Source organism: Marinospirillum sp., assembly GCF_014859565.1.
Genome location: NZ_JACUUA010000026.1, coordinates 15,048 through 29,188 on the forward strand (window position 1 = coordinate 15,048; position 14,141 = coordinate 29,188).

A 14,141-nucleotide genomic window follows, 5' to 3' on the forward strand; every position below is an offset into this window, starting at 1 on the left:
TATGGCTCCAATGATTTTCAACGGGGTGAGTTAACCTGTTGTACTGCCTGCGGACTCAGCAATGGCAGATAGGTATCTTTTTCTGCTTCACAGGGTTGCAACCGACTATTGTCAGCAGAAAAGTTCACCACAGAAAAACCGGAGAAGATTCGTGGTGGCTGTGTAGAAAAGCTTGAAGAATAACTGACCGGCATCGTTAATGGCTGGATACTTTCCGGTTGTGCTGCCACAAATACCGGAGCGGTAGCGCCGGGTTCATTGCCGGTGTTAAAGATCTGCACGCCGGTGATCACCAGCAGGGCTACAGATGCCGCCAGAGCAGAGCCACGGAACCACTGTCCACGATCCAGGCGTTTTTCAGAAGTAGGCTCAGAGACTGCTGGTGCAGCTGCCACAGCATAACCACTGGTTGCTTCTTTCTGAAAAAAACCGAGATCACTGGCAGCACCGGCATCGGTGTAAACCTGCTCGTCTTGCTCCAGTCGCTCCATAATGGCAGCGGATATATCCATCTGCGCCACCTGCGGGTGTTTCAGGCTACGCAATTCACCTCGTAGAATGCCCTGTGCCAGATGATAACGTCGCCACTTTTCACTCAGTTCCTGGCTGACTTCAGAAGATGCCTGCATGGCATTCAGCAAGCGAGGCAATTCCAAATCATCACCAGCGCCATCCATCACGGACGAAAGAGACTGGTGCAGTTTTTCTGTCATGCCGCTTTACCTCATCATTCAAAAAAAAGGGTTGTTCAGGTTCTACCTAGACCATCATCCACTGATTTGGTTTTATCACTGAGCAGATTTTTTATGATTATTTCCAGACCCATTAGTCTACTGTTTCAGGGTGATCCAGCAGCGGTGCCATGGCACGGTCAATGGCTTCACGGGCACGAAAAATCCTGGAACGTACGGTGCCCACCGGACACTGCATCACTTCAGCAATTTCTTCATAACTCAGACCTTCAAACTCACGCAGGCTGATGGCTGTTTTTAAGTCATCCGGCAGACGATCAATGGTGGAAAAAATCCGCTCCTCCAACTCGTCACGCATCAGATTGGCCTCCGGCGTGTCGTCATCCTTCATATGCACCGACAAACCGTAGTTTTCCGCATCTTCAATTTCAACATCAGAACCGGGCGGCCTGCGGCCTCTGGAGACCAGATGGTTTTTGGCTGTGTTAATGGCAATTCGATACATCCAGGTATAAAAGGCACTTTCTGCACGAAAGTTACCCAGCGCACGGTAGGCCTTGATAAAAGCTTCCTGCGCCACATCCTGCATTTCGTGATGATCCTGCACATAACGCCCAACCAGCGCAATGATCTTGTGCTGGTATTTCTTCACCAGAAGGTCAAAGGCTCGTTTATCACCCTTCTGAACACGTTCGACCAATCTCTGGTCTGTTTCCCTCGCGCTAGTCATTCAGGAACTCCACCTCATTCCGCAAAAACCTTCCAAAAGGATCTAGACTTGCCAGACAGGTCAAAAGCCCTATACCTTAGCATGACTGGTGCTTTCCCAAGAAGTCTGGAAGCAGTTGTATAATACAGGGTTTTAATAAGGAACATCCATTCATGCCCCACCGTCTCTCTTTTGATGTTGTTGTCATCGGCAGTGGTGCTGCAGGTATGACTGCTGCGCTGCACCTGGCCACTGCTCACCGTGTCGCCCTGCTCAGCAAGGCAGGACTGGGGCAAGGTTCCACACGCTGGGCACAAGGTGGTATTGCTACAGTGGTTGATCCGGAAGACTCACTGGAAGCCCATGTTGAGGACACCCTGATTGCCGGGGCAGGCCTGTGCCATAAAGATACAGTGGAGCAGGTGGTAGCAGAAAGCCGCAAAAGCATTCAATGGCTGATTGGGCAGGGTGTACCTTTTACACCGGCAGAAAGCCACAACAGCCTGATTCAGAGCTGCGACTCCAACCCCCTGCCTTTTCACCTGACCCGTGAAGGGGGACATAGCCACCGTCGCATTCTTCATGCTGACGATGCCACCGGATTGGCAATCACCGAAACGCTGGCCGCCCGTGTTCACGCCAATCCCAATATCAGTATCTTTGAAAACCATGTGGCGGTGGATCTGATCACCCGCCACAAGCTGGGTTTACCTCAGCAGGCTTGTGTGGGGGTGTATGTACTGGATAACACCAGCAGCCGGGTGCATGCTTTTGCCACCAGAAGTGTGATCCTTGCCACCGGCGGCGCCAGCAAGGTTTATCTTTATACCTCCAATCCTGATGGCAGCTCCGGCGATGGCATTGCCATGGCCTGGCGTGCTGGCTGTTCCGTTGCCAACATGGAGTTTAACCAGTTTCATCCCACCTGCCTTTACCATCCTAAAGCCAAGAGTTTTCTGATCAGTGAAGCCCTGCGAGGTGAAGGTGCCCGCCTGACCCTGCCGGATGGGCAACCCTTTATGCATCGTTTTGATGCACGTTGTGAACTGGCACCCAGGGATGTAGTGGCACGCGCCATTGACCATGAAATGAAACGCCTGGGTCTGGATCATGTGTATCTGGACATGACCCACAAGGACGCTGACTTTATCCGCAGCCACTTCCCCACCATCTATCAGCGCTGCCTGGAATTCGGCATCGACATGACCCGTGAACCGCTGCCGGTGGTGCCTGCCGCACATTACACCTGCGGCGGTATTCTGGTGGATCATCAGGGGCGCACCGAAATCCCTGGGCTTTATGCCATTGGTGAATGTGCCTTCACTGGATTGCACGGTGCCAATCGTATGGCCAGTAACTCACTGCTGGAATGTGTGGTGTATGGACGACTGGCCGCAGAAGACCTGTTGATCGAGCTGCAAAAGATCGGGGAACCACCGGAGCTGCCCATCTGGGATGAAAGCCAGGTCACTGATTCGGATGAGGATGTAGTCATCAGCCATAACTGGGACGAGATACGCCGTTTTATGTGGGACTATGTCGGGATTGTCCGTACCGATAAACGTCTGGAACGTGCTTTGCACCGCATCAAGCTGTTGCAGTCAGAAATCCACGATTATTATTCCAACTATCGCATCAGCAACGATCTGCTGGAACTGCGTAATCTTGCCACCGTGGCTGATCTGATCATTCGTTCTGCACTGCTGCGTAAAGAAAGCCGTGGCCTGCATTACACTCTGGATTACCCAAAAACAGCAGAGGAAGCACGGGACACCCTGCTGCGACCGGATCGCTGGTAAGGCTCTCCTTGAAAATCTATCGCCAGCTGCTCAGGCCGGTGCGTAACTGGTGATGCTCTTCAGCGGATACTGCATCTGGCCACAACAACCAGGGTGGCACCAAAAACCCTGGTCGCCGGAACACCAGCCACCAGCGACTGCGCCAGAGCAAGGGTGGTGAAAGTTTGATAGAACTTCCCTGCCGGGTAGTGAGCCAAACCTCATCCGTTTCCAGCTCCAATGTCACAGGGGCCTGTGCGCCAAAAGCATAACGCCAGTGCCACCAGCCATGCAGTGCCAGCGGCAGAACCAGCAGCCGAATTAACAACTGTGGATGCAGCAGGCACCCGAGCATCAACCCGCTATACACCAGCAGCAGACAGCTACGCCCGCGGTCAGAGGCCTTTATACTGATCGATACTGCCGTTTTCTGCATGGTCAATAATCAACTGCACGATTGGCTGCAGAGAAGGGTCTGTCGCGGGTTCACGGCGCATCAGCCAGGTAAAAAGATCCTGATCTTCTTCAGTGATCAGCCGCTGGTAATCCGCCTTGAGACTGTCATCCAACTGGGCATAACAGGCATCCAGAAAAGGGATCAACAGCAGATCCAGCTCCCACATACCCCGGCGGCTGTGCCAGTAAAGGCGATTACGCTCAGGGGTGGGCTGGGGTTCAGCTACATCTACAGAAGGGTTTGAATCAGTCATGGGGGTCTCAACAATCATGTATTCACGGATAAACAGGCAAGCGGCAAGTCTAAGCGTAAACTCTCAGCAAACCAAATACTTCTGCGACCTTAAGCTAAGCACTTGTTTGCAAGCCGATTATTGTGTATTAAACAAAAGGCAACTATGCTAGGCGGATAGAATAAAACTGTCACCTAGATACCTCTTGAGCACCAGCACCCAAACTCGGAGTGAAAGGCATGACTAAGTCAGAGCTGATAGAACAGATCGCGATGAAGAAAACCGACCTGAGCATCAAACAGATTGAATACGCAGTAAAACTGCTGCTCGATCATATGACTGATACTCTGGCCACTGGTGGACGCGTAGAAATCAGAGGATTCGGCAGTTTTTCTCTGCATTTTCGTGAACCTCGACGCGGACGTAATCCCAAAACGGGTGACAGTGTGCAGTTGGAAGGCAAATACGTTCCCCACTTCAAACCCGGCAAGGAACTGCGGGATCAGGTCAATATTGCAGCATCCTGATCATCGTCTGCAGCACCGACCCACCGATCCGAGGTATAGCTGATATACCTTGAGGACTGGTATGCAATTATTCAAATCACTACTCACTTTTTTACTGGTACTGGCGCTGCTGGTACTGGGTATCTGGTTCACCCTGCGCAACCAGCATCCTGTGCCGCTGGATTTACTGTTTATCCAGTTGCCGGAAAACAGCATGGCTTTATGGCTGATACTCAGCCTGATTTGTGGTGTGTTGCTGGGTTGTCTGCTGATGTTGCCCTGGCTGACCCGCTGCAAAACCCACAACCTGCAAGTGGAACGCCAGTTGAAGCACCAGAAAGAAGAGCTGCACAAGCTGCGTACCCTGACGCTGAAAATACCGGATTAACGCCACACTCAGGACAATTGACCAACTCCCATGCAACTGGAAATCCTGCTATTTGTTCTGCTCTTTCTTGCACTGGCTGCTGGCTGGTGGCTGGGACGGCGCGAACGACGCAGGCGCAGCCCGCCTCCTGGCACCACCGGAGAATTAAGCCGAGATTATTTTGTTGGTCTGAATTACCTGCTGAATGAACAACCGGATGAAGCCATTGAAACCTTCATCAAGGCACTGGAAGTTAACTCCGACACCATAGAAACCCATATTGCCCTCGGTAATCTTTTCCGTAGTCGCGGGGAATCGGATCGTGCCGTTAAAGTGCATCAGAACCTGTTTGCCCGCCCCAGCCTGAGCAAAGAACAAGCCGCAAGGGTACAGTTAGAGCTGGCGCGCGATTTTATGGCCGCAGGCCTGCTGGATCGTGCTGAGCGGCTGCTCAGTGAGCTGACTGGCAGCAACACCCCCACCAGCCAGGCCAGCCAACTGCTGCTGGTGGATTTGTATGAGCGCGAAAAAGAATGGCAGAAGGCCATCCATGCCATTTCGCCAGCCATGCTGCGAGAAAACCCCCGCCTGAAAAAAGCCGCCGCCCATTATGCCTGTGAGCTGGCCAGTAAATTACTGAGCAAAAGCAACTTTGCTGCTGCGCGTAAACAACTCAAACAGGCTGGAGCTTTTGATCAGGCCTGCATCCGCGCCACCCTGTTGATGGCGCAACTGGAATTACAAAGTGGCAGCGCCAAGGCCGCCATCCGTATCCTGCTGCGCATTCCTGATCAGGACCCAGCTTATATCCCAGTCATGTTACAAACGCTGGTGGATGCTTATCAGCGACTGGATGAACCGGTTGAACTAGCTGCCACGCTGGATAAACTGCTGCTCAACCACCAGTACACCTCTATCCTGATCCATCTGGCAGAAAACCTGCGCAGCAGAAACCTGCACCAACAGGCACTAGACAAGGTTGGCCATTACATGCGCCACCAGGTTTCACTCAAGGGTGTGGATTACCTGATTGATCTGTATTTGCAGAACGCTGCAGGTGATGAACGCGCCCACCTGCTGACCCTGAAAAACCTTACCTATCAGCTGCTGGAACAAAAACCGGAACACCAGTGCAGCAATTGTGGTTTTCAAAGCCAGCAGCTGTACTGGCAATGCCCCAAGTGCCGCGACTGGGGCAGTGTTAAACCGATTATTGGGGTAGAAGGCGAGTAATATCCCTGAGCGCCTGTCCAGGATCAGCCGCCTGACTGATTGGACGCCCAATCACCAGATGAGTACTGCCCGCAGCCAGCGCAGCCTCCGGTGTCATGATACGCCGCTGATCCCCTGCATCACTGTTTGCCGGACGAATACCGGGAGTCACCTTCAGAAAATCTGCACCCAACTGACCCTGCAACAGCGCTGCTTCCTGAGCGGAACACACCACACCATGCAAACCGGCGTCACGGGTTAATTGCGCCAGATGCAACACCTGCTCCTGCAAAGGACGCTCCACACCCGTTTCACGCAGATCTTCAGCGGTCATACTGGTTAGTACCGTTACTGCAATCAAACGGGTATCCAGGCGATTATTTTCCAGCACCTCGCGAGCGGCCTCCATCATGCGCCGTCCACCACTGGCATGGACATTCACCATCCACACCCCCTGATCTGCAGCAGCCAGCACCGCCTGAGCACAGGTGTTCGGAATATCGTGGTATTTCAGATCCAGAAACACCTCAAATCCGCGTTGATGCAGTTGTTTCAGTATCTCCGGGCCACAACGGGTAAACAGCTCCTTGCCGACCTTAACACGGCAAAGACTGGCATCCAGTTGATCCGCCAGAGCCAAAGCCTGATCAGCAGAAGGTACATCAAGCGCAACAATTACAGGGTTCACCGGCTTCTCCATCTGTTTTTTTGGTTAAAAAATATTATATCAGTGCAGTTTATTTGAGTCTTATCAACTCTTGCCTGTTTATTGCCTTTTGCAAAAACAAAAATACTACGGCGGGTCTAGATTTGAAGCATCGACCACAGGGGTCGATGTTCAACTATATGGGGATCATGGATATGCAAGGAATTAAACACAAAATCCCGACGCTGATCATGTTATTACTGCTCTTGTCTGGATTGAACGCCACAGCTATTGCCAGCAGCATGAGTGAATCTACGCAGGCAGTTGCACAGCAGGCATCACAACGGATCAATATCAACCACGCCAGTGCTGAACAGCTTGCTGCTCTGCCGGGTATCGGTCCAGTCAAGGCTGATGCCATCATTACATTGCGTGAACAGAAAGGTGGTTTCACCAGCAGCAGTGAACTACAGGAGGTTCGTGGTATCGGTTCAGCTACCGTGACAAGGCTGGAACCGCTGATCAGCTTTTAACAACTAAATACAGATGACAAAAAGCCCGCAACTGCGGGCTTTTTGCATGGGTGCTTTCTGCAGAAACAGGCAGAATCAGATGCGCAGGGCACCATCACACTCAACCACACGGCCGGAAAAATAGTCGTTCTCAACAATGTAACGGACGGTGTGAGCAATTTCGTCTGGCAGACCCAGACGCTTCAGCGGGATACCGGCACAGATTTTAGCCAGCACTTCTTCCGGCATGGCAGAAACCATGTCCGTGGCAATAAAGCCCGGAGCAATAGCACCAGTACGGATACCATAACGGGACAACTCTTTAGCCCAGGCCACAGTCATTGCTACCACACCCGCTTTAGCAGCAGCATAGTTGGTCTGACCCATGTTACCGGCACGAGAGATGGAAGAGATATTAATGATGACACCCTTGCTACCCAGCTTGATCATCTGAGCGGCAGCTTCGCGACCACACAGGAACACACCAGTCAGATTCACATCCATCACCTGTTGCCATTGGGTCAGCGTCATCTTGCCAGTCACTTCACCGTCTTTGGCTTTGACCAGCAGACCATCGCGAGTGATACCGGCGTTGTTTACCACAACGTCCAGCGCACCAAAATCCTTGACGATCTGTTCAAAAGTGCTTTCAACTACAGCTTCATCAGCAACGTTGGCCAGATAATAATGACCTTCACCACCGGCTTCTTTTACCAGCGCTACAGTTTCCTGCAGTTTTTCTTCATTCAGATCGACCAGAGCCAAACGTGCGCCCTGTGCCGCTAGATTCAGTGCCATTGCACGCCCCAGACCCTGACCACCACCGGTAATAACGACTACAGCATTCTTGACTTGCATAATTCACCTCAAGTTGTGTCCATCGACTGAAAAAACAGCTGTTTATACCTATAATCCCCAATCAATATAACCCATCATCTCGCACTTGCGAAATAGCTTAAGCAAAACTCAGTAAAAAAGATTGACCTGCCAGTCATTCAAAGCAAAATCAACTCTTTGCCCTTGAAGAACAGGATCAATGCCACAACTAACTCAAGAATATCCAAAATAAGGCTCAACTCCATGCCCATCCTGCTTTTGCTTCTTGTCTGGCCACTGGCCGAAATCTGGCTGATGATTCAGGTCGGCAAACAGACCGGAGCTTTCACCACTCTGCTGTTGATCATTGCCACAGCCGCAGTGGGACTATTACTGGTACAACTGGAATGGCAACGCCTGATGCTGGTGTTGCGTGAAAAACTGCATCAGGGTGAAGAACCTGTTGGTGTGTTGCTAGAAACTGCCGCAGTCGGGCTGGCAGGAGTACTGCTATTTATTCCCGGATTTATCTCTGACTGGCTAGGATTGTTGTTGTTACTGCCCTTCACCAGAAAAATTCTGATCCACCCCTTGAAAAGAAAACAGCAGGGCACCACCTTTGATTACCGGGGAACGCACTACCGTAGCCACCGGGATGAAACCGGCAGTCCCAAAGAGCCACCGTCATCCGGGAAAGTGCTTGAGGGTGAATATCAAAGAAAAGATGATCGTCACCCTTGAAATGGATTTCACTGCCCCAATTAAGTAGTGCGAAGCCGAAGTTTTGGAACCCATCGTTTCTGGTCTGTACCTTTAAGGTGCCGATCATCCGGGTAACCGGAAATAATGCAAACAAAAACGGGCATTAGCCCAGATCAAGTTGATAAATCAGGAGACATTCAGCAATGAAAATCCGTCCTTTGCACGATCGCGTCGTCGTTCGTCGTATGGAAGAAGAAACCACCACCCCCGGCGGTATCGTGTTGCCTGGCAGCGCCAAAGAAAAGCCACAACAAGGTGAAGTTGTTGCCATCGGTGAAGGTCGTTTTGTTGATGGCCAGCTGCGTCCTCTGTCCGTAAAAGCCGGTGACAAGATCATCTTTGGCAGCTACGCAGGCAGCACCATCAAGATCGACGGTGAAGAACTGCTGATTCTGAACGAAAGCGAAATTTTCGGTGTACTGGAAGGCTAAACCTTCTTTAATCAGTCCATCTTTTCAGTGAAACCTCATTTTAGAACAGGAAACGAAAATGGCAGCTAAAGACGTACGTTTCGGTGATGACGCTCGCAAGCGCATGGTCGCCGGTGTCAACATTCTGGCCGATGCAGTAAAAACCACCCTGGGCCCAAAAGGCCGCAACGTGGTACTAGAAAAATCCTTTGGTGCCCCTACGGTCACTAAAGACGGTGTATCCGTCGCCAAAGAAATCGAACTGAAAGACAAGTTCGAAAACATGGGCGCCCAGATGGTTAAAGAAGTGGCGTCCAAAACTTCTGATGCCGCTGGTGACGGCACTACCACCGCCACCGTTCTGGCACAGGCCATTGTTAACGATGGTTTTAAAGTTGTAACTGCCGGCATGAACCCGATGGATCTGAAGCGCGGTATTGATAAAGCCGTGACTGCAGCCGTTGAAGAAATCAAAAAGCTGGCCAAGCCTTGTACTGATACCAAATCCATTGCTCAGGTAGGCACCATTTCTGCCAACGGTGACAGCCGTATCGGCCAGATCATTGCCGAAGCCATGGAGAAAGTCGGCAAAGAAGGTGTTATCACCGTTGATGAAGGCCGTGGTTTTGAAGACGAGCTGGAAGTGGTTGAGGGTATGCAGTTTGATCGTGGTTACATCTCTCCCTACTTCGTTAACAACCAGGACAACATGTCTGCCGAAATGGAAGACCCCTACATCCTGCTGGTTGACAAAAAAATCTCCAATATCCGCGAACTGCTGCCGGTACTGGAAGCCTCTGCCAAGAGCGGCAAGCCACTGCTGATCATCGCTGAAGACATTGAAGGCGAAGCCATGGCGACGCTGGTTGTCAACAACATGCGCGGCATCGTAAAAGTCGCTGCTGCCAAGGCTCCCGGTTTTGGTGATCGTCGCAAAGCCATGCTGCAGGATATCGCTATCCTGACCAACGGCACTGTGATCTCTGAAGAAGTGGGTCTGAACCTGGAACAGGCCACCATCGAGCACCTGGGTACTGCCAAGCGTGCCGTGCTGACCAAAGAGTCCACCACCATCATTGATGGCGCTGGCAGCCAGCCAGACATCGAAGCACGTGTGAAACAGATCCGTGCCCAGATGGAAGACACCTCTTCTGACTACGACCGCGAAAAACTGCAGGAACGTCTGGCCAAACTGGCTGGTGGTGTTGCTGTAATTCGTGTTGGCGCAGCCAGCGAGATGGAAATGAAAGAGAAAAAAGCCCGTGTTGAAGATGCTCTGCACTCAACTCGTGCTGCAGTTGAAGAAGGTGTGGTTGCCGGTGGTGGTACTGCACTGATCCGTGTGCTGTCCGCAATCAAGGACATCAAAGGCGACAACGAAGACCAGAACCACGGTATTGCCATTGCCCTGCGCGCCATGGAAGCACCGCTGCGTCAAATCGTCACCAACGCGGGTGAAGAAGCCTCTGTTGTTGTTGCCAAAATCAAGGAAGGCAGCGGTAACTTCGGTTACAACGCTCAGACTGGTGAGTATGGTGACCTGGTAGAAATGGGTGTACTTGACCCAGCCAAGGTCACCCGTACTGCCCTGCAGTCTGCAGCCTCTGTTGGCGGTCTGATGATCACCACCGAGTGCATGATTGCAGAACACCCAGAAGAAAAAGGTGCCGGTGGCATGGGCGACATGGGTGGAATGGGCGGCATGGGTGGAATGGGTGGCATGATGTAAGGCATTGCCTTACCGCTTACGCTGACACCTGCTGTCACACCAAAGCCCCGGCTTTCTTTTGAAAGTCGGGGCTTTTTAATGACTGACAACTAAGTTAGGCTAGACTGAACGCTACCCCTCACTCATAAAAGGGCTACCCTGATGGACTTCACCTGGATTATTGTTTTAGCCGTTATTCTACTGCTGGCCTTCTTTCTGATTACCACCTATAACCGCCTGGTGGCGTTAAAAAACCGTTTCAAAAATGCCTTTGCCCAGATTGAAGTACAGCTTAAGCGGCGTTATGACCTCATCCCCAACCTGGTGGAAACCGCCAAGGGTTACATGAGCCATGAGCGCGACACCCTAGAAGCTGTCATTCAGGCGCGCAATCAAGCCTCTGCTGGTTTGCAGAAAGCCGCAGGTGATCCGGGCAATGCCCAGGCCATCAATCAGCTGGCTCAGGGAGAAAGTGCACTGGGTGGTGCTTTGGGTCGCTTTAACATGTTGATGGAAGCCTATCCTGATCTGAAAGCCTCCCAGAATATGCAGCAACTTTCCGAAGAGCTGACCAGCACCGAAAACCGTGTGGCTTTTGCCCGCCAGGCTTTTAATGATGCAGTGATGGAATACAACACCACTCGCCAGAGTTTCCCTGCCGTGGTGTTTGCTGGGATGGTCGGTCATGCCACGGATGCCACCCTGCTGGAATTTGCAGATTCTGAACAGATTCAGGCTGCGCCCAAGGTGTCTTTCTAACCATGAATTTTTTTGAACATCAGGAAAAAGCCAGAAAACACACCAGTCGCCTGGTGGTGTTATTCATCCTGGCCATTCTGACCCTGATTGGCCTGACTTCAGTGGTCTTGATGGCTTTTTTTAACGATGGCAACCTGGCCTTTCTGCAAGGTGGAATGTCATCGGATGACTGGAAAATCCTGATTAATGTCAGCGTGACGGTTCTGCTGATTGTGACTTTTGCCAGTCTGTTTAAACACTTGCAACTCAAAGGTGGCGGCAAGGTAGTAGCTGAGGCTCTAGGTGGGCGCTTATTAACACCCAACACGCGTGACAGCGAAGAGCGCCGCCTGCTGAATCTGGTCGAAGAAATGGCCCTGGCATCCGGTTCTCCCGTGCCTCCGGTCTACCTGTTGGAAGACCCAGCCATTAATGCCTTTGCTGCCGGTTATTCACCTCAGGATGCGGTTATTGGTATTACCCGTGGTGCAATCCAGCAGCTTAATCGTGATGAACTCCAGGGTGTGATTGCCCATGAGTTCTCGCATATTTTTAATGGTGACATGCGGCTTAACCTGCGCCTGATTGCCATTTTGCATGGCATACTGATCATTGGCTTGGGTGGTCGTTTGCTAATGCACAGCGTTACAGCCGCGCGTTTCCGTGGTTCTTCACGTGATGGCCGTGCCACCATGGGTATTCTTGCCATGGGTCTGGTGCTATTGGTTATTGGCTCCATCGGTATTTTTTTCGGCAAACTAATCAAAGCAGCTGTCAGTCGTCAGCGTGAATTTCTGGCTGATGCCTCGGCAGTACAGTTCACCCGCAACCCCCAGGGCATTGCCGGTGCTCTGAACAAAATTCGCAAGCTCCCCGAACACTCCACCCTGCAAGCCGGGCAGTCCGAACAGTTCAGCCATATGTTTTTCAGCAATGCCCTGAAAAGCTCTGTTTCTAGCCTTCTAGCCACCCATCCACCTTTGGAAGAGCGAATAAAACGCCTGAATGCCGGTCCCTTGCCAGAGACCACCACCCGAAAAACCAGAGCGCAAGAAGAATCCACCAGAAAACAAGCTGATCCTGAAGAACGACTGCATAAAACCCTCTCCCTGGCAGCAGCAGCTCAGGCCTCAATTGCCGCCATGGGGCAGCCCGACCAAGCTCACCTAGAGCAGGCGCAACAAACGCTTAGAGAACTGAATCCACAATTGCAGGAAGCCACCCACGAACCCTGGACTGCTCGTGCGGTGATTTATGGCCTGCTGTTGAGCAAAGACCCAGAAATCCGTGAGCATCAGTTAAGCGCCCTGAATCAACAGGCCGCATCGGAAACCCTGCATGCACTTGGTGAGCTGGAAGAAGCTCTGCAAACAGTCAAAGAAGATCAGCGCCTGGCTCTGGCAGAACTCAGTCTGCCAGCCCTTAAATACCTGACGCCAGAACAGAAGGATCGTTTTTATCGCTGTATGGCCCTGCTGATCCGTGCCGATCAACGCCTAAGCCTATTTGAGTGGAGTCTGTCCCGCCTGATCAAACACAGCCTGGATGTCCGCAAACCTCAACACCACCACAAACTTCACCAGTTACATGCACCTGCACAAGAGCTGCTGTCTCTGCTGGTCTGGCTCAGTGCTGCGGACTCTCAGGCTGCCGAGCAGAGTTTTGCCTCTGCCCTGGCAGAACTGGATCATCCATCACTGGAACTGATCCCCAAAGATAAACTGCAGCTCAGTCGTCTGGATGAAATACTGGAATCTCTCAACCAACTGCGACCTCTGGACAAACCTCGGTTACTCAAAGCCATAGCTGCGGCAATTACTGCCGACGGACACATCAGCCGCAACCAGGCGGAAATCTTCCGTGTTCTGGGGGTCAGCCTCGATTGCCCGTTACCGCCGTTGTTACTGACTTAAAACTGCAGCATGGGATCACCAGAATTCTGAATGATCAACCCCGATGGTTTGCTTAAGACCATCGGGGTTGTTTTTTTACAGTAGCCCCAACACCACCTGAGCGGATGCATTGGCCTGCCCTAAAGCAGCAACTCCGGCTTGCTGCAGGATCTGTTGTTTCGCTAGGGCAGAGGTTTCCACCGCAAAGTCGGTATCCTGCACCCGGCTGCGGGCAGCAGCCTTTCAAACACTGGCGTTGAACTTTTTTTTCATTACACTGATGGTCATTAGAACTGCAAAGGACTGACCAATGACTGATACGCAGACAGACTACCCGCAACTTGATCCCAAAAATGATTACGTCTTCAAACGTGCTTTCACAGAGTGCCCCGATGCGTTAGTCCATCTGATTAACGACCTGCGCCCGGATCTTCCTGAAATTACCGAGGTCGAAATCCTCAATCCCGCCATCACACCGGAAGAAATGACCGGCAAGCACATCGTGCTGGATATTCTGGCAAAAGACCAGCAGGGCAATCTTTACAACATCGAAATGCAGGTTCGGCGCTATAATGACTGGGGCAAACGCAGCGCCTTTTACATGGCACGGCTGCTCGGTGATCAACTGATTGCGGGTGATGACTATGCGGAACTCAAAGCCGTCATCGGCATCCATCTACTGGATTTTGATTTATTCATGGCTG

Annotated in this window: 17 protein-coding genes and 1 pseudogene; 11 read left to right on the forward strand and 7 right to left on the reverse strand. The window is 51.7% G+C overall.

Going from position 1 to position 14,141, the window contains the following annotated elements; translation table 11 throughout:
• Positions 1–17 precede the first annotated feature (17 nt).
• Together IBX50_RS05725 and rpoE are read right to left on the reverse strand one after the other, a co-directional pair.
• The gene (locus IBX50_RS05725) at positions 18–713 is read right to left on the reverse strand and encodes a sigma-E factor negative regulatory protein (RefSeq protein WP_292254148.1); all 696 of its coding nucleotides are present in this window, start codon (positions 711–713) and stop codon (positions 18–20) included.
• Between the two features lie 112 nt (positions 714–825).
• Positions 826–1,422: an RNA polymerase sigma factor RpoE gene (gene rpoE / locus IBX50_RS05730; protein ID WP_292254149.1), complete on the reverse strand. Its 597-nt coding sequence runs from the start codon at positions 1,420–1,422 to the stop codon at positions 826–828.
• Positions 1,423–1,574: 152 nt separating this feature from the next.
• On the opposite strand from rpoE, the gene nadB reads away from it, so the two are divergent.
• Positions 1,575–3,200, forward strand: coding sequence for an L-aspartate oxidase (nadB, locus tag IBX50_RS05735; protein ID WP_292254150.1), 1,626 nt, complete (start codon positions 1,575–1,577; stop codon positions 3,198–3,200).
• Between the two features lie 16 nt (positions 3,201–3,216).
• Here nadB and IBX50_RS05740 read toward each other — a convergent pair whose 3' ends face one another.
• Together IBX50_RS05740 and IBX50_RS05745 are read right to left on the reverse strand one after the other, a co-directional pair.
• Positions 3,217–3,534, reverse strand: a complete 318-nt coding sequence (locus tag IBX50_RS05740) for a hypothetical protein (RefSeq protein WP_292254151.1) — start codon at positions 3,532–3,534, stop codon at positions 3,217–3,219.
• A gap of 40 nt (positions 3,535–3,574) precedes the next feature.
• A complete protein-coding gene (locus IBX50_RS05745) occupies positions 3,575–3,889 on the reverse strand; it encodes a succinate dehydrogenase assembly factor 2 (RefSeq protein ID WP_292254152.1) in 315 nt (104 codons plus the stop codon).
• Positions 3,890–4,107: 218 nt separating this feature from the next.
• Here IBX50_RS05745 and ihfB point away from each other — a divergent pair, with 218 nt between their 5' ends.
• The 3 genes from ihfB to lapB all read left to right on the forward strand — a co-directional run bounded on the left by ihfB (position 4,108) and on the right by lapB (position 5,974).
• Positions 4,108–4,395, forward strand: coding sequence for an integration host factor subunit beta (gene ihfB / locus IBX50_RS05750; RefSeq protein ID WP_292254153.1), 288 nt, complete (start codon positions 4,108–4,110; stop codon positions 4,393–4,395).
• Between the two features lie 61 nt (positions 4,396–4,456).
• The gene (locus IBX50_RS05755) at positions 4,457–4,762 is read left to right on the forward strand and encodes a LapA family protein (RefSeq protein ID WP_292254154.1); all 306 of its coding nucleotides are present in this window, start codon (positions 4,457–4,459) and stop codon (positions 4,760–4,762) included.
• 30 nt (positions 4,763–4,792) lie between these two features.
• Positions 4,793–5,974, forward strand: coding sequence for a lipopolysaccharide assembly protein LapB (lapB, locus tag IBX50_RS05760; RefSeq protein WP_292254156.1), 1,182 nt, complete (start codon positions 4,793–4,795; stop codon positions 5,972–5,974).
• On the opposite strand, the gene pyrF is transcribed toward lapB, so the two are convergent.
• Positions 5,952–6,653 carry an orotidine-5'-phosphate decarboxylase gene (pyrF, locus tag IBX50_RS05765; RefSeq protein ID WP_292254158.1) on the reverse strand — a complete coding sequence of 234 codons (702 nt, stop codon included), beginning with the start codon at positions 6,651–6,653 and terminating at the stop codon, positions 5,952–5,954. The genes lapB and pyrF overlap by 23 nt on opposite strands.
• 161 nt (positions 6,654–6,814) lie before the next feature.
• Between pyrF and IBX50_RS05770 the strand changes: the two genes are divergently transcribed.
• Positions 6,815–7,132 carry a ComEA family DNA-binding protein gene (locus tag IBX50_RS05770; RefSeq protein ID WP_292254159.1) on the forward strand — a complete coding sequence of 106 codons (318 nt, stop codon included), beginning with the start codon at positions 6,815–6,817 and terminating at the stop codon, positions 7,130–7,132.
• A gap of 75 nt (positions 7,133–7,207) precedes the next feature.
• Here IBX50_RS05770 and IBX50_RS05775 read toward each other — a convergent pair whose 3' ends face one another.
• A complete protein-coding gene (locus IBX50_RS05775) occupies positions 7,208–7,969 on the reverse strand; it encodes an SDR family oxidoreductase (RefSeq protein ID WP_292254161.1) in 762 nt (253 codons plus the stop codon).
• 222 nt (positions 7,970–8,191) lie between these two features.
• Here IBX50_RS05775 and IBX50_RS05780 point away from each other — a divergent pair, with 222 nt between their 5' ends.
• The 5 genes from IBX50_RS05780 (at position 8,192) to IBX50_RS05800 (ending at position 13,458) form a co-directional block, all read left to right on the forward strand.
• Positions 8,192–8,668, forward strand: a complete 477-nt coding sequence (locus tag IBX50_RS05780) for an FxsA family protein (RefSeq protein ID WP_292254162.1) — start codon at positions 8,192–8,194, stop codon at positions 8,666–8,668.
• 164 nt (positions 8,669–8,832) lie between these two features.
• Complete coding sequence (locus IBX50_RS05785) at positions 8,833–9,120, forward strand: co-chaperone GroES (RefSeq protein ID WP_292254163.1); 288 nt, start codon at positions 8,833–8,835, stop codon at positions 9,118–9,120.
• Positions 9,121–9,178: 58 nt separating this feature from the next.
• On the forward strand, positions 9,179–10,828 hold the full coding sequence (gene groL / locus IBX50_RS05790; protein ID WP_292254164.1) for a chaperonin GroEL: 1,650 nt from the start codon (positions 9,179–9,181) through the stop codon (positions 10,826–10,828).
• A 141-nt stretch (positions 10,829–10,969) separates the two neighbouring features.
• Entirely contained in the window at positions 10,970–11,566 is a 597-nt protein-coding gene (locus IBX50_RS05795) for a LemA family protein (protein WP_292254165.1), read from the forward strand.
• Positions 11,567–11,568: 2 nt separating this feature from the next.
• Positions 11,569–13,458, forward strand: coding sequence for a M48 family metallopeptidase (locus IBX50_RS05800; protein ID WP_292254166.1), 1,890 nt, complete (start codon positions 11,569–11,571; stop codon positions 13,456–13,458).
• Between the two features lie 75 nt (positions 13,459–13,533).
• Here IBX50_RS05800 and IBX50_RS05805 read toward each other — a convergent pair.
• A pseudogene (locus tag IBX50_RS05805) lies at positions 13,534–13,662 on the reverse strand (flagellin); the annotation flags it as partial.
• 85 nt (positions 13,663–13,747) lie between these two features.
• Between IBX50_RS05805 and IBX50_RS05810 the strand changes: the two are divergent.
• The coding region (locus IBX50_RS05810) for an Rpn family recombination-promoting nuclease/putative transposase (RefSeq protein ID WP_292254167.1) at positions 13,748–14,141 on the forward strand (394 nt) is incomplete at its 3' end.